Origin of the sequence: Rheinheimera hassiensis (genome assembly GCF_022436675.1) — a bacterium.
Taxonomy (GTDB): Bacteria; Pseudomonadota; Gammaproteobacteria; order Enterobacterales; family Alteromonadaceae; genus Alishewanella; species Alishewanella hassiensis.
Window position 1 is genome coordinate 113,851 of sequence record NZ_JAKUJZ010000001.1, and the last position, 19,059, is coordinate 132,909.

Annotated in this window: 17 protein-coding genes; 6 read left to right on the forward strand and 11 right to left on the reverse strand. The window is 47.9% G+C overall.

Annotated elements, in window-relative coordinates:
• Positions 1-42: 42 nt before the first annotated feature.
• Genes MJX74_RS00475 through MJX74_RS00485 form a run of 3 tightly spaced genes read right to left on the reverse strand, consistent with a single transcriptional unit; the run spans position 43 to position 2,263 of the window.
• A complete protein-coding gene (locus MJX74_RS00475) occupies positions 43-1,311 on the reverse strand; it encodes a serine hydrolase domain-containing protein (protein ID WP_240219921.1) in 1,269 nt (422 codons plus the stop codon).
• Positions 1,312-1,341: 30 nt separating this feature from the next.
• Positions 1,342-2,031, reverse strand: coding sequence for a monofunctional biosynthetic peptidoglycan transglycosylase (gene mtgA, locus MJX74_RS00480; protein WP_240219923.1), 690 nt, complete (start codon positions 2,029-2,031; stop codon positions 1,342-1,344).
• Positions 2,032-2,050: 19 nt separating this feature from the next.
• Positions 2,051-2,263: a hypothetical protein gene (locus MJX74_RS00485; protein WP_240219926.1), complete on the reverse strand. Its 213-nt coding sequence runs from the start codon at positions 2,261-2,263 to the stop codon at positions 2,051-2,053.
• Positions 2,264-2,602: 339 nt separating this feature from the next.
• Between MJX74_RS00485 and MJX74_RS00490 the strand changes: the two genes are divergently transcribed.
• Positions 2,603-3,742 carry a glycerophosphodiester phosphodiesterase family protein gene (locus MJX74_RS00490; RefSeq protein ID WP_338052261.1) on the forward strand — a complete coding sequence of 380 codons (1,140 nt, stop codon included), beginning with the start codon at positions 2,603-2,605 and terminating at the stop codon, positions 3,740-3,742.
• A 136-nt stretch (positions 3,743-3,878) separates the two neighbouring features.
• On the opposite strand, the gene MJX74_RS00495 is transcribed toward MJX74_RS00490, so the two are convergent.
• From MJX74_RS00495 to MJX74_RS00505, 3 genes are all read right to left on the reverse strand, one after another.
• On the reverse strand, positions 3,879-4,817 hold the full coding sequence (locus tag MJX74_RS00495; protein ID WP_240219930.1) for a YihY/virulence factor BrkB family protein: 939 nt from the start codon (positions 4,815-4,817) through the stop codon (positions 3,879-3,881).
• A gap of 391 nt (positions 4,818-5,208) precedes the next feature.
• Positions 5,209-5,424 carry a helix-turn-helix transcriptional regulator gene (locus tag MJX74_RS00500; RefSeq protein WP_240219931.1) on the reverse strand — a complete coding sequence of 72 codons (216 nt, stop codon included), beginning with the start codon at positions 5,422-5,424 and terminating at the stop codon, positions 5,209-5,211.
• Positions 5,417-5,899: a hypothetical protein gene (locus MJX74_RS00505; protein ID WP_240219932.1), complete on the reverse strand. Its 483-nt coding sequence runs from the start codon at positions 5,897-5,899 to the stop codon at positions 5,417-5,419. Before MJX74_RS00505 ends, MJX74_RS00500 begins: the two co-directional genes overlap by 8 nt.
• Positions 5,900-6,310: 411 nt before the next feature.
• Here MJX74_RS00505 and bla point away from each other — a divergent pair, with 411 nt between their 5' ends.
• The 5 genes from bla to hxsA all read left to right on the forward strand — a co-directional run bounded on the left by bla (position 6,311) and on the right by hxsA (position 11,654).
• Positions 6,311-8,101: a subclass B3 metallo-beta-lactamase gene (gene bla / locus MJX74_RS00510; protein ID WP_240219933.1), complete on the forward strand. Its 1,791-nt coding sequence runs from the start codon at positions 6,311-6,313 to the stop codon at positions 8,099-8,101.
• A 206-nt stretch (positions 8,102-8,307) separates the two neighbouring features.
• On the forward strand, positions 8,308-8,586 hold the full coding sequence (hxsD, locus tag MJX74_RS00515; RefSeq protein ID WP_240219934.1) for a His-Xaa-Ser system protein HxsD: 279 nt from the start codon (positions 8,308-8,310) through the stop codon (positions 8,584-8,586).
• A complete protein-coding gene (gene hxsB / locus MJX74_RS00520) occupies positions 8,583-9,980 on the forward strand; it encodes a His-Xaa-Ser system radical SAM maturase HxsB (protein ID WP_240219935.1) in 1,398 nt (465 codons plus the stop codon). The genes hxsD and hxsB overlap by 4 nt, the downstream gene beginning before the upstream one ends.
• The gene (gene hxsC, locus MJX74_RS00525) at positions 9,973-11,076 is read left to right on the forward strand and encodes a His-Xaa-Ser system radical SAM maturase HxsC (protein WP_240219936.1); all 1,104 of its coding nucleotides are present in this window, start codon (positions 9,973-9,975) and stop codon (positions 11,074-11,076) included. Before hxsB ends, hxsC begins: the two co-directional genes overlap by 8 nt.
• Positions 11,073-11,654 (forward strand): His-Xaa-Ser repeat protein HxsA, encoded by a 582-nt coding sequence (hxsA, locus tag MJX74_RS00530; protein WP_240219938.1) that lies wholly within the window; start codon positions 11,073-11,075, stop codon positions 11,652-11,654. The genes hxsC and hxsA overlap by 4 nt, the downstream gene beginning before the upstream one ends.
• Positions 11,655-11,839: 185 nt before the next feature.
• Here hxsA and MJX74_RS00535 read toward each other — a convergent pair whose 3' ends face one another.
• From MJX74_RS00535 to MJX74_RS00555, 5 genes are all read right to left on the reverse strand, one after another.
• Positions 11,840-12,766: a hypothetical protein gene (locus MJX74_RS00535; RefSeq protein WP_240219940.1), complete on the reverse strand. Its 927-nt coding sequence runs from the start codon at positions 12,764-12,766 to the stop codon at positions 11,840-11,842.
• 571 nt (positions 12,767-13,337) lie between these two features.
• On the reverse strand, positions 13,338-13,994 hold the full coding sequence (gene tmpT, locus MJX74_RS00540; RefSeq protein ID WP_240219942.1) for a thiopurine S-methyltransferase: 657 nt from the start codon (positions 13,992-13,994) through the stop codon (positions 13,338-13,340).
• A gap of 296 nt (positions 13,995-14,290) precedes the next feature.
• Entirely contained in the window at positions 14,291-15,454 is a 1,164-nt protein-coding gene (locus tag MJX74_RS00545; protein ID WP_240219945.1) for a nuclear transport factor 2 family protein, read from the reverse strand.
• Positions 15,455-15,539: 85 nt separating this feature from the next.
• On the reverse strand, positions 15,540-16,667 hold the full coding sequence (locus MJX74_RS21860) for a helix-turn-helix domain-containing protein (RefSeq protein ID WP_240219947.1): 1,128 nt from the start codon (positions 16,665-16,667) through the stop codon (positions 15,540-15,542).
• A gap of 115 nt (positions 16,668-16,782) precedes the next feature.
• Positions 16,783-19,059: an exonuclease domain-containing protein gene (locus MJX74_RS00555; protein ID WP_240219948.1), complete on the reverse strand. Its 2,277-nt coding sequence runs from the start codon at positions 19,057-19,059 to the stop codon at positions 16,783-16,785.

Below are 19,059 nucleotides of genomic sequence, written 5' to 3' on the forward strand. Positions count from 1 at the left end.
AAGTATAGTAATCCGCCCTGTTTCAGCAAGTGCAAACACACATTATTGAAAATGATCAGACAGTGCCTGCAAAAAGCGGTATTCATTTAATCCGGCGCGGTTAAGCGGCTTGGCTTGTGCGCTCCACATCGCTACTACCAGCTTTGCATCCGGGTCGACAAACACGTACTGGCCAAAAATGCCCTCGGCGGCATAACTGTTGCCGTGCATCGGCCAAAACATATAGCCGTAATCAACCGTTTCGCCGCCAATCACCTGACGGCTGCTGGCGGCTTTAGTCCAGCCTTGCGGCAATATCCGCTCGCTGCCGGTTGCCGTGAGGCTGTTATTTGTCGAGTTAACTACGCCGTCATTAAGTAAAAATAAGCCAAAACGGGCGTAATCACGCAAGGTGGCCGATAAACCGCTGCCACCTATTTCCAGGCCATCGGGCGATTGTAGCCACCAGTTGGCATCGGCCTGCATGCCCAGCTTAGACCAGATTTTTTCTGACAAATACTGCGCTACCGGCTTACCGGTGGCGGCCCGTACCAGCGCGCCCGCCAGTTGAGTTTCGCCGGTACTGTAGTTCCATACGGTGCCGGGCTTTGCTGCGCGCGGTAATGCTGCCATCAGGTCCAGAATGGCGCCCGGCTGTTGGCTTATTTGTGCTTCCAGCATGCGTCGGCGGTCTGATGCCGGGTCGGTGTAGGTTTCATTCCAGGCTACGCCGGAACTCATCTGCAATAAGTGTTTCACCGTTACGCCATCGTAAGCGGTGCCCTTAAAACGCGGCAGATAGTTAACAATAGGGTCGTCAATGCTGTTGATATAGCCATCGTGTATAGCAGCACCAATTAAGGTAGCGGTAATAGATTTAACCACCGACATCGACATCCAGCGCGTATGCTCGTTATTACCCAGCAAATATTGCTCAAACACAACTTCACCGCGGTGAATAATCAGCATGCCGCTAACGCGGTTCATCGACAGTACGTCGTACAAATCATAGGTCTTGCCATCGACCTGGTAAGAGAACTCTTGCAACGGCTGCTTACTCAGCGGCAAAGTACTTACCGTCTTGCCGCGCGCTACTGTGCGGGTTGGAAACAAGCGGTCGATATTGCGAAAAGTGTTAACCTGAATATCCGGGTATAACTTGCCGTCGTAAACCTGGCGCACCGTGCCGATAGTTTCGCCGGCGTGGCGATACCCGGCTGTCGCTAAGCTCTGCTCGCGTGCTGCCGGCTTCGCTTCAGCAACACTGATAAGGCTGCTTAACGCCAGTAGCGTGACAAAGACCGGCGCTGTCATTATTTGCAACATAGGCATGCGTATCAATCCTGTTAAAAGTTTCGTCGGTTAATTAAGCATAGGCGTTAAATAGCCACTGCCCAGCTGCCGCATTTGCCGCTCAACCCAGGTCACCCGCTCACGCAGGTAAGGTGTTAAATTACGGGCGTCGCGGCTGCGAGGGCCGGGCAGTAGTACGGCCAGTCGTGCGGCTTCGTTTACACTTAGCCTGCTGGCTGGTTTGCCAAAATAGTGCTGGCTGGCCGCTTCTACGCCGTATATACCTTTACCAAATTCGGCGATATTTAAATACACTTCAAGTATGCGCTTTTTACCCCAAACCGCCTCCAGGCTTAGCGCTAATGTGGCTTCCAGGCCCTTACGCATCAGGCTGCGGCCCGGCCACAGCAACAGGTTTTTCGCCGTTTGCTGGGTAATAGTACTGGCACCACGCAGGCCATCTCCATCGTCAAAGCGCTCGAGGGCGTTTTTTATCTCAGCCATATCCACACCAAAATGCTCAGGAAAACGCTGATCTTCTGAGGCGACCAGCGCCAGCGGCACATGTGCCGGCAGCTTATCAATGCTTACCCATTGCTGTTTTACCGGATAAGGGCTTTGCAGCATAAAAGCTGATGTCGGCGGCGGCACAAAACGTAACGTCAGTAAAAGTGCTACCAGCAACAACAACAGTACCAGCACAGAGCGCCAGATAACAAACCATGTCCAACTGAAAAAGCCGCGTTCACGCTGTGCCATTTCCCCTCTCTTGTCAGATTTAACGGGCCTGAGGCATTGCTGCCTGTATCGGGCAAGAGTATAGGATATTGAGCACTAATTCAGCTACGTTATCGGTAGTATTCTGTTGTAATACTGTGGTTTGCATAATATTGACAGGTCTACCGTCATGTAGCAGACGGCTGTTTTTCATCGCTAAAATACGATCTGCGTAAGCGGCGGCAAAATTAATATCATAAATAACCAGAAGCATAGTCCGGGTCAATACTCAGGTTGCCGCTGCCCTTCAACGTCACAATTAAGTCATTAAAATAACAACTTCCATTCACACTTCATTGCTAATGTGAGGCTGCCGTGTAGTAAGTCGGCTTTTAAAGCACATTTTTTCGTCCTAAAATTAACCATCAGGGAGAACTTTATGCTTCGTTTACCCATATTACGCGGCCTGAGCATATTCACATTACCATTGGTAGTATTGCTTACTCCTGTTATAGCTTGTGCTCATATTAGCGAAACAGAATCGCGTCTCAGCCACCAGGATAGTCGCAAAAATATCAGTAGCCCTCAGCTGAAACCACGCGGAAAATATGCAGTGCAGCTTGGCCCCCGCCCTGCATTCCTGATTGAAGATATGGACCACAGCCCGCTGAAACAGCACCTGCAAAGCTGCAATACCGGCCGTAAGCTGAAAAAGACCCAGTTTTCTATTGGTCACCGTGGTGCTCCGCTGCAGTTTCCGGAGCACACCAAAGAATCTTATGAAGCGGCAGCCACAATGGGTGCTGGCATTATGGAATGTGATGTAACTTTTACCAAAGATAAAGAGCTGGTTTGCCGCCACTCACAGTGCGACCTGCATACCACCACCAATATTCTGGCGATACCAGAGCTGGCCGCCAAGTGCAGCCAGCCATTTACCCCCGCCGACCCACTTTCCGGCACGGCTGCCACTGCCCGGTGTTGTACCAGCGACATAACGCTGGAAGAATTTAAAATGCTGGAGGGCAAAATGGATGCCTATAATCCGCAGGCAACCACCGTTGATGAATATATGCAGGCCACACCGTCATGGCGCACTGATCTTTATGCCACAAAAGGCACCCTGATGACGCATGCACAGAGCATTAGTTTATTTAAACAACTGGGCGTGAAATTTACCCCTGAATTAAAATCGGCAGAAGTGCCAATGCCGTTTGAAGGGACATACAGCCAGGCCGACTATGCCCAGCAGCTTATTAATGAATACCGCAATGCAGGCGTGAAAGCCCAAGATGTGTGGCCACAGTCGTTTGATATTGCCGACATTCGTTACTGGATAGCCAACGAGCCGTCTTTCGGCCGCCAGGCGGTTTATCTGGATGATGCAGATAATCCGTCAGAGCTGCCAGCTGCTGCAGAACTGCAAGGCTACGCTGCTGAAGGTTTTAATATCGTGGCGCCACCAATGTGGGCCCTGCTACAACTGGACGAAAACAATACGATTGTACCTTCCATTTATGCCCGCAATGCCAAAACTGCCGGATTAAACATTATTGCCTGGTCTTTTGAACGTTCCGGCCCGCTAAAAAACGGGGGTGGCTGGTATTATCAAACGGTAAATCCGGTGATCAACAATGATGGCGATATGATGGAAGTATTGCACGTCATGGCACAAGACGTCGGCGTAATAGGCGTGTTTTCAGACTGGCCAGCCAGCGTCAGCTACTACGCAAACTGTATGGGCTTGCCTTAACTACACGGCCTGTTACCCTGCGACATAATATCGTAACAACACACCACGGCCAGGTACCAAGCCGTGGTGATGCATATCAGTGTCAATCAGTCCCGGCAATGCCGCTAAAACGCCGGGATACAATTACCACCTTAATTCAGCTCTGCTGCACTTCCTCGATCAATTCTCTGTGCACACACACCGCCGTACTCTTAGGACGAATGGGCTTGCCTCTGCCCTCAAGGTGCGCCCGCGTAAAGGACGCACCGAACAGCAGAATCATTGAAGAGTAGTTTACCCACAGTAGCAGCAGTGCCAGAGAACCAGCAGCGCCATAGGCCGATGCCGTGGCAGTATAGGCCAGATAAATTGAGATAAGCGAGCGGCCTGCCGTAAACAAAATGGCGGTGATAAAAGCACCAAGCAGCACATCGCGCCAGGATAGCCGCACATCGGGCAAAATCTTAAACATCGCCGCGAACAGCAGCGTGATCACCAGCAGCGACAGCACAAGCTCCATACCCACCATTGCCCAAGCCGGAACCGGCAGCCACCCTTCAGCAAACGCCATAATGCTGCGTAACGCCACCGACAGCAGCAGCGAAACCAACATAATAAAACCGATAGACAGGATAATAGTCAGCGACAGCAACCGGCTTTTAATAAAAACCCACAGGTTGTTTCTTTTAGGGCGGGGAGCAACATCCCAGATCTGATTCAGCGATTGCTGCATTTGCGCAAAAACCGTGGTGGCACCCACTATGGTAGCAATAATGCCGATTAACGCCGGCCAGATACCACTCTGGTCGATCTGCGAATTGATCACTGCCGTTTGCACCACACCGGCAACGTCCTGCCCAAGCGTTGCCTCAAGCTGTGCAAACAGTTCCCCCTGTACCGCACTCTCGCCCAGAACCAACCCAACCAAGCCAACAACCACAACCAGAATTGGCGCAATAGAAAAAACAGTAAAAAATGCCAGTGCTGCAGCATAAATAAAGGCCTGACTGGCCAGCCAGTTATTGACCGCGGCAGCCAAAATACTAAGCCAGTAGCGCACCACAGCGGGGAGTTTGTTGTAAATCTTGATAACCATGCTCGATCGTACCTTAGCGTTGCAGCGAATATCGCCTATTACAGCCAAAACAAGCGTTATATGATAGCAAGAAATCTGCAGCGAAAATGTTACTATTGCTGTTACGCTGGTATTGATGGCTGATACCACATAACACTGCTCTGCTACGACAAGGCTCTAAAAAGACATTAGGCACGCCTGACTGGCTACTTCAAAATGGCATCATGTTCTTTCACTACGCCAATGACTTACTTAAATTCTGTGCCACCACTTGGGCTTTATACTGCGCATCTATGCGAAAGAACAGCTCAACGGGCGCGTTGTACACCGGCTTCATTTTGTCAGAAACAACCGGCAGAAACCCGGCTAATTTCGCTGTCTGGCACATTAAAAAACAACACATGGCCGGCTGTTATTCATCAGCCGGCAGCAAGGCAAATACTGCTTCCACGGGTACGGCAAAAAACTGCGCCAGCTTTAACGCTATCACCACTGAAGGTGTAAAACGGCCGGTTTCCACGGTACTGATGGTTTTACGGGACACTCCTATTGCATCGGCCAGCTCTTGCTGCGATAACTTACGCTTGCTGCGCAGCTTAGCAATATGATTATCCAACACCTCATTCATAATCTGCCCTCAACCCCAGCAACACCGGCAACGCATAGGCCCACATGCCGATACAGGCCAGCACCGCAGCATATTGCTTTAACGGCACAGCACTAAACCAGGCAGAAAAGTCATCAATACCGGCAAATGCCCAGGTAGCAACCAGCACAAAGAACAAGGTACAAAAACTGTACTTGTAACCTTTGTTGTTTAAAAAAGCACTAAACTCATCGTTAAAATCGCCATACCAGAACGCCCTTTTAGTAGAACCAGCACTGTATCGGCTAACTTTAGATAGCGTAAACACCAGCAGCAGTATCGCCACCGCATAGAGCGACGCCACCAGCGATATAACCCAGCCAGCAACACTAAGTGATTTTAGCAACGCGTATAAAAATTCACCGGAAATCACCAAACCGAAAATCAAACAAAAAACCGCATTGTGTTTTAAGTACGACAGCTCGCTTTCTGCGGCTGTTAATTTTGTTGTTGTCATGGACAGACTCCTAAAGTACACATTAATGATACCCTGCCGCCTCATTTGAAACCCAGAGCTACCACATGATACCTAAGGGTATCAATAAATCAAGCGATTTGTTTAGAAAAACATCGATTGGCTTGTAACAAAATATAACAACCACTGCCGCATGAGCGCTGACCGGCACAAAAGCGGCCTGTGTCTCAATGACTGTGCCGGCGATAAGCTGTTCCCAATCGATGTGGCCAGTGACATTGATACTTCCGCCGCTAACGTTCTCTATGCCAAATCAATGACACTGATCCTGTTGATTTCAACTTCCGCCCTGCACGTGGTTGTAAAGCGGATTAAAGCCCGCTAATGTTTGCCGCATCAAATTTGCCACGGCGGAGTCTCTTCAATGTACCGCCAACTAGTAAGGCGCTGGTTATGACCCTGGCTAAACGTTTTCGCTATTTTTCATTACCCTATACATTAAGGCTCAGCACATTAAGTTTTGCTGCCGTACTGGCCGGTTGCAGCACAACGCCGGTAACACCACCTAGCCCACCGGCAAGTGACTGGGTTAACAGCTGTACCGACTGGGACGACTGGGATAAAGCCGGGCCGCCGTATCAAATTTATGCCAACACTTACTATGTGGGTACCTGTGGTATCAGCGCTATCCTGATTACCAGTGCTGACGGCCATATTCTGATTGATGGCGCCACAAAAGCGGGCGCAGAGGTCATCGCTGCCAATATCCGTACGCTTGGCTTTTCACTGCAGGACGTGAAACTGCTGCTGCAAAGCCACGAGCACTTCGACCACGTTGCCGGTTTAGCAAAGCTGCAACAGCTCAGCGGTGCAAAGCTGTTAGCATCGCCTGCAGCGGCATCTGTGTTAAGTAGTGGCGTGGTAGATGCAGCCGATCCGCAAGCCGGCATGCACCAGCCATTCCCGGCCGCCAGGGTAGATGGCTTGGTTACAGCCGGCCAGCAGGTTACCCTGGGCAAGTTAAGCCTGCTGCCGGTGGCAACACCAGGGCATACTCCTGGTGCATTAAGCTGGCAGTGGACCAGTTGTGAAGCGCAGCAGTGTCAGGTGTTGGTGTATGCCGACAGCTTATCGCCGGTTAGCAGCGACAGTTATCGTTTTAGCCAGCATCTTAGTTACTTAAAAGCCTACCGCGCCGGGCTGGATAAACTGGCGGCGCTGGAGTGCCAAATTCTGCTTACACCCCACCCGTCGGCCAGTGATATGCGCACGCGGCTACAAAGCAGCACCGGTTTAACCGATGCCAACGGCTGTGTGATGTATTCACAGGCAGTAAAGCAGCGGCTGCAAAAGCGTTTAACAGAAGAAACAGCGGCCAGTACCGGTGCAGTAGCCAGCGAAACAGCCACCACAGCGGTGACAGTGGCCGACTGGCTGGCACAAAGTAGCGCTACCGATTGGCGCGAGCTCGACGCCGAAAATACCTTATATCTGCAACTGCCCGGCGGCCGGGTAGTTATCGAACTAGCCCGCGATTTTGCACCCAAGCACATCAGTAATATTAAGGCACTGGTGCGCGAAGGCTTTTACCGGAACATACCTATAGTGCGGGTGCAGGATAACTATGTCGTGCAATGGAATGAACCCGACGGTGCTACGGCAAAAGCGCTAAAGCAGGCCAAGCGCAACATAGCGGCAGAGTTTAGCGTTAAGCTGCCGGCGAATTTCGCTTTTACTCCGTTAAGCGATCGTGACGGCTACGCGCCACAAACCGGCCATGTTAATGGCTTTGCCATGGCAATGGACCCCGGTAATAACAGCGGCTGGTTAACTCATTGCTACGGCGCCGTGGGTATAGGCCGGGATAACGACGCTGACAGTGGTTCCGGCACTTCTATGTATGTGGTAACAGGCCATGCGCCACGGCATCTGGATCGCAATATTACGCTGGTAGGCACCGTGCGCCAGGGCATGGAGTTGTTATCAACCCTGCCCAGAGGACAGGGCGCTATGGGCTTTTATTCTTCAGCCGACCAGTACACTGTTATTAAAGACATTACCCTCGCCGCAGACATGCCGCCAGCACAGCGTACCGCATTGCAAGTGCTGCGCACCGACACAGCAACCTTTAAAGGCGTAGTAGAAGCACAGCGCAACCGCGGCGGCGATTGGTACCAACACCCCGCCGGTTATATTGAAGTCTGTAATGTCAGAGTGCCGGTGAGAGAAACGCCGGTGAACTAATGGCGTGCGGGGGTGGCTGGGGGGTCGCCGGCGTTGATATTTCTGTCACTAAATCAATGTCACTGCTCTATTGATTACAGATTCGCCAATTCCTCCCGCTTTTAAAATGAATGAAACTAACCTCATTTGGCCCGACAATAATATAACTTGATTTGCTTTGTTCTCAGGGATAGATTGGGTCTATAAAGGGAATAAAGAAGTATTTCATGGATAAAATTTCTCTCTCTAAATCGAATTATTCTGAGTGGGTCATTCGAAATAGCTTGTACTGGTTGACTTCAGTAACTAATTGGCAATTATCCGACTCTGATAGCTTTTGGACAATATCGCTGAAAGAGAATAATGATCAAGTTGTAAGTCAGCTGCATCGCCTGCTTAACGATTATAAATTGCGTGAAATAATCGCAAATAAAACACAGCGCATAACCGACTCGATTGCTGTGAATGTGTTGACCAGCATTGATAGCAGATTGAAATCACAATGAAATTGATGCCGTTTAATTTTGAGCCATTAGACGAAGAATCCTATTTTATTAGTAATATTGCAGGCTTTAGCTCGTTTGTTAATCTCAAACAGTTAGAAAGCATTATTGATTTTGGCCAAACGTTTAATCCGGAGCTCGATCGGCTTCTGGAAAATAAACTATTTATAAGCGCCCCCTCCTCCGTTAATACTGCAATAGCTTCTTTAGCCTCTGCTCTTGGCAAGCGAGTAACTATAGGGCTGGAATTTAAACCCATATTTATGATCGTACCGACGCTGCGGTGTGATCATAGCTGTAAGTATTGCCAGGTCAGTCGTGCGTCAATTAATGCTAGTGGCTTCGACTTAGACAAAAAGCTAATTCCGAAAATAATTGACACTATCGCTCTTCTTTCTACGCCACCATATAAATTAGAACTGCAAGGCGGTGAACCACTTCTAAGGTTTGATTTGGTAGAACTCATTTACCAACTCGCGGAAGAAAAGCTCGGAGGCGATTCTATAGAGATGGTGATTGCTACCAGTTTATCGCTGGTAAGCGATGAAATAATTGACTGGGCTCGCAGTCGTAATGTGGTATTTTCAGTCTCGCTGGATGGCAATCAGTTGGTACATGATAAAAACCGAATCCATCCTTCGGGGAACGCTTATCAGCTGGCTATTAATGGGATTAAAAAGATCCAATCACAGCTTGGGATGCATCGGATCTCAACTGTCACTACGGTTACAGATGAACTTATTAAGAATCCCCTATCACTGTTGGATACCCACAAAGCACTGGGCCTTTTGGACCTGTTCGTCAGGCCTGTAAGTCCATATGGTTTCGCCACTACCCGCTCTTCCGTGAACTACTCCATGCAGGAATATATGCAGTTTTACGCTCAGCTGTGGGATGGCATCAAACAATACCGGGCTCAGGGACTCCCTTTTGTCGAACATTCAGCAGCTATCCATATAAAAAAGCTCTTCGTTCCCGGCTTCTCCAGCTATGCAGATTTAAAGTCACCAAGTGGTGTAGTACTGAACTGTGTTCTGTTCAATTATGATGGGCATGTGTATGGCAGTGACGAAAGTCGTATGCTGCAGAAGGTTAACCCTCAGCTTGATTTCAGTGCAGGTACTGTGGGAGAAATTTCATTCGCAGACAGCGATTACTATAAAAACCTAACGTCGGCGTCCTTTAATTTCCTGCATCCAGGTTGCGAAAATTGCGCATTTTTACCGTTCTGTGGATCTGACCCTTGTCAGAATATCAGCATGCAAGGCGAGCCCATCGGTGACAAAAGCCTGTCCACATTCTGTGAATATCACAAAAGTATGTTTAAGTTCTTGGTCAACAAGTACAACACCTCTGCAGACGACAAATCTTTGATTGAGGACTGGATCCATGCCTGAGGTGCTCAGAAATGATTTATTTGAACGCGCTGCAGGCGAAAGTAAGCTAAGTGGGTTTTATGTACTTCGAAAATGTCAACCACTGATACCTGGCTTTCTACCTCAAGTAATTGTTTATGAGAATAGCAGCACCGTAATAAATCCCGAGACTCCTGCTCTTATCAACTCTGAACTGTTCCGTGCCATTGAAGATGGCGACATTGCCAACATTAATCCCAATGGCAAAATCAGAGTTATTCTCTCAAGAAGAGCTAATCACAATACATTATTGTTAACTGAACGCTGCGATAATCGATGTCAATTCTGCTCTCAACCGCCTAAAGACGGCGATGACAGCTGGCTGCTGGAACAAGCAATTCTGGCAATATGTGCATTTAACTTAGACGGGGAAATTGGTCTTAGTGGGGGCGAGCCATTACTTTATCGTGATGATTTTATAAGGCTACTTGATACCACAATAGAGCACGCACCTCGCACCAGACTGCACATACTCACTAATGGTCGGGCATTTGCAGATCTGTCATTTACCAAATCAGTAGCACAACGTACAGAACATCTATCAATGAGTTTCGGCATTCCCCTTTATGCTGCCAACAGTGCGGTTCACGATAAGCTCGTCGGCGCAGAAGGTGCTTTTAATGAGACAGTAAAAGGCATAATAAACGCCGGCAACTCAGGAATAAATATCGAACTTCGATTCATCCCTACCAGCGAAAATGCGCAAGAATTGCCATTCGTTGCCGAATACGCCAATAGAGTTTTTACCAACATTAATCAGATTTCAGTGATGAATATGGAGCCTATGGGGTGGGCACGTAAAAACTGGGATGAGCTGTATTTGCATCCCTTGGAGTACCCTTTAATACTTGAGTATGCAGCAAAAATAACACGGCAAAACAGTACCCCGCTGTACTTGTTTAATTATCCGTTATGCCAGTTACCTGAACACTTGCACGAGTTGTCAGTTCAATCCATTTCTGACTGGAAAAACTATTATCCGGAAGAATGCTCTTCATGTTCGATGAAAAGCCAATGCGGTGGTTTTTTCGCATCAGCCAAAGGAAAATTTCTTCAATCACCTCAGAGGTATATATGAAACGCTTGTTGAATTTAGCTGCTTTCTTACCAGGCTTTTTAAGTCTCAATAGCAACGCCTCTGATTTTGATGCAGGGCCGGCAGCAGATAATTATCGTGATTTTGGCTTAGATAGCCTGGAGCTATCGCCTTTAAGCAACGAAACACCCATTTATATTGCCGGGCATCGCAGTCATCGCTCTCATAGCAGTCACCGAAGCCATAGCTCTCATCGCTCCTCAGCTGGTGGTTCTTATACTCCCTATACGCCACCCACGCCGAAGCCATCTGCTCCAGAGCCGAAAAAGCCAACACCTGCGAAATCAACACCACCAAGCAGTGCATCGCCTAATGCCTCAACTACAATAAATACTAAGCAAGCTGCGGATACACTGACCGACCAACAGAAACGTAAGTTACTGATAATGCGGGTGCAATTGGCTTTATATTCCAGTGGCCATTATTTAGGCGCGATAGACGGCATAATGGGCCCTCAATTAAGAAGCAGTATTAAAAAATATCGGGCAGAGCATTACTTGATGGATTCAGAGCAAATAGACGGCGGGCTACTTAGCTCTTTGGGCGTTAGTGCCAACTAATTACCTCCTAGTTTTTATGCGGATTGCTTGGATTTAAAGAAATCGAGAGAAATGGAAAGGACTGGTGTCATTGATATTTCCGCCAAAAAAATATGCCTTTGCCGAATCAATGTCACTGACCCTATTGATTGATTCAAAAAATCGTAAGCGCTCCATTACCCTGCGGGGCGCTTACGATAGTTTGGTTAAAGTGGGTTTCTACAAACTGTTTCAGTACTATTCGAACAGTCTGTTATTGTTACTGTCCCTTTTGGTACTTGAGTATTGTTAGTATTTGGTACAATCAGTCCAAACGTTCTCAATGCTGAACGAAATGCATTCCAAGATGAAAGGGACATATTTGAAACATTATAGGTTTTACTTACAAAAGGATTTGCACTTTCCAAATCAAATTGATTACCATTTGCATCAATTAATTTTGTAAATTTAAAATGTACGTTGTCATCCATGTCATAAAAGTCAATGTCAGCGTAAACACTGGAGCCATCAGCGAATAAAAATACTAAAGATGGCATAACCATATTTAAATTCGAGTTATTTGCTATCTTCATTCCCGCACTTAATAGAACAATGCTTTTTTCTAAGAAAGTCTGCCTAAGATCTGATTTATTAAAATGATTTATAATCTTTGTTTCAACAAAGGATGCTCCGATTATTTCATATCCTGAGCTCACGACGGTAGATGGTATTGATATTGCTCGTTGATGTACTAATTTTCTCATATCGTTTGTTGCGTTAGCTAAATCAATGAAGTCATTGTATTCTTCACTAGTTAGATTAACCTCACTTATTGAGTAAGTGTAATTCCAATGGCAATCTTGAATAAATCCACCGCGCCCATCTGGTTCTCTAGATTTAGGATCACAAACTAAATTTGATTTTTTTGATGCCCTGAATTTCTTCATTTGAAGACTATCAAAGTTCATGATTCTTATGTAGCGATCGATTATATTAGATTTCCTTTTTGCTTCTTCGTAAAATTGAGCATCTGTTATACAACTGGCGCATTCAGTGTGCTCTGAGTCTTTTAGACTAACAGCAGCTTGAGTTTGAAATGAAAAAGAGCAGGCTATAAATGCTAATGATGAAATGGTTATAAATAAATTTTTCATAAATTAATTATTCTCGATAACAATAGAGTCAAGTAAGTTGCATAAATATAATAAAAAATGCAACAATTTCACTTTAGCATATTAAAGGAAAATATTAAAGCTATTTTAGGAACAAATTGCGATGTTTATGTTTGCGTGGTAGATGCTTATTGCTATTGTGTTTTGTTATTTATTTACATGCCCTTATCAGATCTCTAGAGAGGTTCCGCTGGGATTCTGGATCATGGTGAGATTACGAGTGTTCATTTAGTCACCACACTCATGCCAGCTTCCAACACCGCATTAAGATAGTCTGCATTCATTAAAGCCTGACGTTGCTTTCTTCTGATACTCATTTTTCGCTTCTCAGCGCGTAACATAGTCAAGCTAAAGTGTCGCATCGAGGCAAGATTGGCTGCAGGATTACCACGGTAAATCTGGCACACATCCTTACCTAAGCTCACATCCAGCAACCTGTGTACCTGATTTTCGATCCTCGAATGCTCTCGCACTGCACGGAATTATTAGGATCAGATAAGAACTAAACCTGATACCTCACAGTAATTTCAGTTTTATCTGACACCCTTTGTCTTCATTTATTTTTTTCAGCCCCTATTGCTCTCAAAAGCCAACCAAGCTCAGTAGCCTGGCACTTACGTTTTAGCCCACCCGGCACGTCAAGCTTTTCCAGGCAGTTAAGACTGTAAACCTTGCTATAGAGTTTATGCATCTCAGCGCTATCAACAGAAAACGGTGGGCCTGGCAGTTGCGTTTGGTCGTACTCAAAGCAAATAACCAGTTGCGGCGCACTTTGGCTGATGGTTATCAGGTGTTGTGCATAGCGCTGTCGCATAGCGTCAGGCAAGGCTACCAGCGCGGCGCGGTCGTATATGGCGGCAACCGGGCCGAGGGTGTGTTTTGATAACTGAAAAATATCGCCGACAAACACCTGCAGCTTGTCAGCTTGATAATGCTGCAAGTTACCCGCGCTACTCACGCTGGGTGTTAGCCCCAGCTCAGCAAACAGTTCTTGCACCGCCATTTCGTTTAACTCAGCGCCAACCACCGAATAACCCTGCGCCAATAGCCAGTGTATATCGAGGCTTTTACCGCACAGCGGCAGAAAAACAGTAGCGCCGGGCGCGAGGGCCAGCTGATTAAACCAACTTACCAGCAAAGGATTGACCGCCGCCTGATGAAAGGCAATTTCTCTTTTTTGCCATTTTTCCTGCCAGAATTCCGGGTTCACATGTTCTCCTTTTACTTTACTGATAATGGCCCACGATCAACCGGCCATCGATATCGCTATTTTGCACTATAACATCTGTCGTTTGGTATTTATGACGGAAACAATTGCCTGATTAAACTCATGCAAAATTCTAATATTAGGGGCAGATAAAAATTAAACCTGATACCTCAACATAATTTAGTTTTGCTCTGACCTTATTGGTGTTATGTGACGGAAACAATTGCCAGATTAAACTCATACAAAATTCTGTTTTAAGTAAAATCAGGCTAAATGTTTCCGAACCCATTTGCAGGCTGTTAAGGCTGCTTGGTCGCTTCCTGATTCAGCAGTGCCACCATGGCTTTTGCCACACCGGCAGAGGAAAGCTGATTCTGGCCTGTGATGATACGTCCATCTATCTCAATATGTGGCGTATTACGTGGGCTGTATAGAAAAGTACCGCCACGCTCTTCAATGGTTTTGGTAATTAAAAACGGGAACTGCTTAAAATAGGGCCTGTCCTGCAGCTCATACTCGTCGGGAGAACCGCTGATACGCCGCCCTTTTACCAAATACTCGCCGTTTTTCAGGCGAAGGTGGGCAATGCCGGCCGTGCCATGACAAACAGCGGAGATAAGGCCACCGTGCTGTTCATAAATCTCCATGCTGATTTTTTGCAGTTGCGGGTGATCGGCCACCCCATACATAGCATTGGAGCCTCCCACATAATGCACAGCCCGGTAGTCTTTAGCGACAATCTGCTCAGGCTTCATGGTATGACCAATGGCATACATAAAATCGCGGTCGTATAAATACTGCTTATGTTTTTGCTCAGAGGTATCGATATAAGCCAGCGGCAGAGCGCCCCCTTGCGGGCTGACAAAGTCAACACTGAATCCCGCCTTGCTGAATTCATCGTAAGCATTAACGATTTCAGAGAAGCTGACGCCGGCGGGCAGGGCGGAATCCCCATGAAAGTGCGCGCTGGAAAGAATAAACAAAATGCGCTTGCCGTTGTAATGGCTGGCCTTGCCAACGGCGCTCTTGCTTAAGATCTGCCAGACCCCGTCGAGCTTTTTCAGTAACAACATATCGATATATCGCTGCTGCCTGGCCGGCATTAAGATTTCTGCTTTCACCGTAGCCAGGGTGCCTTCTATATCTATATTTAGAATACGGCCGATGCGACCGTTAAACTTGCCCTGATTTTCCGCTTTATACAAATTGATATAATCGCTGGCCGGTAATTCCCAATAGGCCATATCAGCTTTTTCCAGATACAGCCGTGCCTGACGGTGAAAGGCTTGCTGTAGCCTGGTTTTATCGCTGTAGGCACTGCCATGGAAATAATGATTGATGGCCGCCTCTATGGCGATAGTTTCTTCTGTTTTAATCACATTGGCGTCTGAAAAGGCCGTACTGGCCTGCACAAAGGCCTGTGAAATAAGCAAGGTTACAAGTCCGAATAACCAATTTTTCATCGTTTTACCCTCCGTTAAAGTGGATGGCCAGCTTAGCGAAGGGGTATGGAAAAACACTACGAAATGATAATTTCGTAGTGTCGGATTATGCTTCAGAAATCTTGTCTGATGCCTGCTGGCGAAACTTAGCCGGGGTGGTGCCGGTAAATTTCTTAAATGCAGAATAAAAGGTGGAAAGGCTGTTGTAGCCGGATATATCGGCTACGTATTCGGCGCTTAAGGATTCGTCAGACAACAATAATGACTTGGCATGCTCAATACGTTTTTCATTCAGGTAGTGGGTAAAGGACATATTCAGGTTGTCATTTATAAACTGAGACAGCCTGGACGTATTAATGCCCAAGCGTTTGGCTAACTGTGCCAGCGTAAGATTGGGATTTAGAAATAACTGCTCCCCGGTCATCAATGGGGTTAGCCTGGCCATTATGGCTGCAGCGTCATCCTCCGGGATCTTCTTATCCTGATACCGGTTTTGCCGGCGTTCGCGGCGGGCCAGCATAACCATCATTATGCTCAGGTAAAGTATCAGCGAAAAGCTTAGTGCGCCGCTAATATAGGAGGTATAAGGACCGGTAAAATATGCAATCCAAATCACCGCGCAGCCCAGCCATACGCTCAGGCAAAGGGTGTGTGCAACAGGTAAACTGAAGGCCTTTTGCAGGGCTTTTGTTCTGGCCTGATGCAACAGCGGTAGTATCTGTAGCAGGCTGAGCACCAGATAAAGCAGCCAGACATAGTTGACCACCTTATACAGAATATGGCCCCACAGCGCTGCATGGCTTTGATAAGGATAAATCACGCCAATAACAATGATAGCCAACATTGGCAGCAGCACATTGGCCCAGGCGTATTTGTGTACCCGAGCCGGGCGCACTACCGAAAGACAGTACAGATACAAAAATGGCCCAATCAGCAAACAGGCAGATAAGCCCAGCTGCAGGAAGATTTTTGCCAGGTCAGGCGAGAAATAGAAAAATACCGATTTGCCCACCCTTATGGTCAGCATCGTCAGCAAACAAGCCAGCAGCACGTCACTCAGGCTGCGCGGGGCTTTGCTCAGCAGATAGCCTATCAGCAACAAAGCATTAAATACGCCCAAGGCGCTGAAAAAGAAAAGCAGTTGTGTTGTCATCAATGCATTATCAAATGGCGCGGCCATAGTTGCCGGTGACACTATATCTGTTGTAGTGGGGTTATAGGAACTATAAACCACCTATTTATCCCTGAAGCGAAGTATGCTACCGGAAATCGGGCCGCAGAAGCTCTCTCATTTGTTTGAAATCATCGTCATTCAAAGATCTGGAATGTATTTTCATGTTCCACCAGTTTTATTTTGTAGCGAGCTCTGGCGTACAGCGTCTGGCATTTATCAACTTCAACAATTCCACCGTGGCGGTGGCATCTGCCAGCGCGCGGTGGTGGTTGGTGAGTTTAATGTCGAGCTCTGCGCACAGCTTGCCCAGGCTGTAAGACGCCAGTCCGGGATAATAGCGACGCATATTCACTACGGTACACAGCTGCGGCATATCGAACGGCAATTCACAGCGGGCAAACTCACTGCGGAGAAAGCCGTAATCGAACTTAGCGTTATGGGCAACAAACACCGCGCCCTGTAGAAATTCACTTAGCTGTATGGCAATATCAGCAAACCTGGGCGCTCCGGCTACCATGGCGTTGCTGATACCGGTTAAGCGGCTGATAAAAGACGGAATATGCCGCTCAGGGTTGATCAGGCTGTTAAAGGTATCCAGCACTTCACCGGCCTGCACTTTTACTGCGCCAATTTCGGTAATACGATCGGTACCCGCTTTGCCGCCGGTGGTTTCTACGTCCAGCACTACGTATAAACGATTCGGATCGACTATCCATTGTAGTTTTTCTATCCGCGCGCTAAAACCGGCATTTTGCAGTGCTAACAGCCGCGCTAACTGGTGGCGCTGTATTTTATCGCCCGGCGCCTTTACTTCGATAAACTGCAACTGGTTATCTTTGAGCAAAAACAGATCCGGGTAACCACTGCTGTGGCGGGAGAAATCCTGCGCCATGGCGCGTAGTATTGCCGCTAAGCTGCTAACGCCCTGCACTTTGGGGGCGTGTTGCAGTAGTGGCAGTAACTGCTCTGCTAAATCGCTATGCCAGTAAAACAGGCTATTGGCTTTGCCGTAATGCGCGGTTAAGCCGCTAAGCAGCGTGGTAGCTGCAGCTGGCTGTGCCAGTTGGCTTAGCTTGTGCTCTATGTCGTGTTCAAACTGCTGATAAAAGCCGCCGGCGGCTAAGTTACGCGGCCGGCGTTCAAACGGGTTATGTAGCGCGCTGTCGCTATGCTCGAATAATTCATACCAGAACCACAGGCCAAACAATGCCAGCCAGAGGTTATTCTCGGCGTGAAATACCGTATACCCCTGCGCGGTATAATGCGCCATTAAGCCCTGCTCGGCTTTACCCAGATACAGCTCGTCGATACCTACCAGCGGCGCATCGTGCAGTAATTGCGTAAGCTGCGAACGTTTGCGGCCAATGGTGGCTTCACCAAATTTACGCTGGTAAAAATCTTCGGCAAACAACCATTCTTCGTCGCAGCTGGGGTCGTCTAACAGCTGCTGTAAATATTGCCGGCACAGTTGCTCGTCGCCTGTTTGGGCGTAAAGCCGGGCCAGCCGTTCACTGGCCGGAAAGCCATTACTTTGCTGATAAAACGCGATGGCGATATCGTTCAGTTTATATTGCTCGGCCAGCTTACCCAGCTGATAACTGCGATCGCTGCGCTTTAGCAGTAAGGCGTTATCGTCTGGCAGTGGCCACTGCACCACCTCCGCCAGCCACTGACTGAGCAGCGCTGTAGCGTTATCCGGCTGTTTTTTTAGCTGCTTGCCAAGTTCGATAATGGCCGGTTTAGCTTTAGCCAACTGATACGCCAGTTGCGCCTGCGCAGCATCGGTAAAGCGCGGGGTAAACTGCTGTTTAAACTGCCCGGTTTGGCGAATACCTAAATCGCGCAGCGTAAATAGCGCCAAATTGGCTTCGATACGGCCAAAATAGAGGAAATAAATATAGTTAAGTGCGTCCTGCCGTTGCAGCACTACATAGCGCTGTGGCAGCCTGGCAATCAGCGCCAGCCAGTTAACCGGCAGTTTTAAGGCTGCGCCCAGCAACTGCGGTTTGGTTTGGCTTTTTTTAATGCTACTGGTATCGGCCTGCGCTGTGTGTGTCTGCTTAGTGGGAGCGTGCTCAGCGTTAGTCAGCTCGGCTTTTGCCAGTTGCAGTAATTGCCATAAGGTGTCTTTAGATAAACGCAGCCAAAAATCGGCGAGATCAGGTTCAGTTAACGCTGCAATAAAACCGGCCTGGGTTAACTCGTCCAGCACCGGTGCGGTTGGGCCAATTTCGCTGTAGCTAAGCTCGGTATCGGCAAATACGCTGCCTTTGCGGTTTAGCATACGCACCAGCAGTTGCTGCGCTGCTGCGCTTAAGGCGGCAAAATCCTGTAGTAAGGCCTGGCTATCGGCGGTTAATACGCCCTGATAGTGCGCCGCGACAAAATGCAGCAGCTCGTTAAAGTGCTGCAGGTAATATCCACTGTCGAGTTCTTTGCGCGGCGCGGCCAT

Bases quoted from the DNA above. Each gene is read 5' to 3' on its own strand.
- MJX74_RS00505 (WP_240219932.1), bottom strand. From the start codon at position 5,899: ATGACAACAACAAAATTAACAGCCGCAGAAAGCGAGCTGTCGTACTTA.
- MJX74_RS00495 (WP_240219930.1), bottom strand. From the start codon at position 4,817: ATGGTTATCAAGATTTACAACAAACTCCCCGCTGTGGTGCGCTACTGG.
- bla (WP_240219933.1), top strand. From the start codon at position 6,311: ATGACCCTGGCTAAACGTTTTCGCTATTTTTCATTACCCTATACATTA.
- mtgA (WP_240219923.1), bottom strand. From the start codon at position 2,031: ATGGCACAGCGTGAACGCGGCTTTTTCAGTTGGACATGGTTTGTTATC.
- hxsB (WP_240219935.1), top strand. From the start codon at position 8,583: ATGAAATTGATGCCGTTTAATTTTGAGCCATTAGACGAAGAATCCTAT.
- MJX74_RS00475 (WP_240219921.1), bottom strand. From the start codon at position 1,311: ATGCCTATGTTGCAAATAATGACAGCGCCGGTCTTTGTCACGCTACTG.
- MJX74_RS00545 (WP_240219945.1), bottom strand. From the start codon at position 15,454: ATGAAAAATTGGTTATTCGGACTTGTAACCTTGCTTATTTCACAGGCC.
- MJX74_RS00500 (WP_240219931.1), bottom strand. From the start codon at position 5,424: ATGAATGAGGTGTTGGATAATCATATTGCTAAGCTGCGCAGCAAGCGT.
- hxsA (WP_240219938.1), top strand. From the start codon at position 11,073: ATGAAACGCTTGTTGAATTTAGCTGCTTTCTTACCAGGCTTTTTAAGT.
- hxsD (WP_240219934.1), top strand. From the start codon at position 8,308: ATGGATAAAATTTCTCTCTCTAAATCGAATTATTCTGAGTGGGTCATT.
- MJX74_RS00535 (WP_240219940.1), bottom strand. From the start codon at position 12,766: ATGAAAAATTTATTTATAACCATTTCATCATTAGCATTTATAGCCTGC.
- MJX74_RS00485 (WP_240219926.1), bottom strand. From the start codon at position 2,263: ATGCTTCTGGTTATTTATGATATTAATTTTGCCGCCGCTTACGCAGAT.
- hxsC (WP_240219936.1), top strand. From the start codon at position 9,973: ATGCCTGAGGTGCTCAGAAATGATTTATTTGAACGCGCTGCAGGCGAA.
- MJX74_RS00555 (WP_240219948.1), bottom strand. From the start codon at position 19,059: ATGGCCGCGCCGCGCAAAGAACTCGACAGTGGATATTACCTGCAGCAC.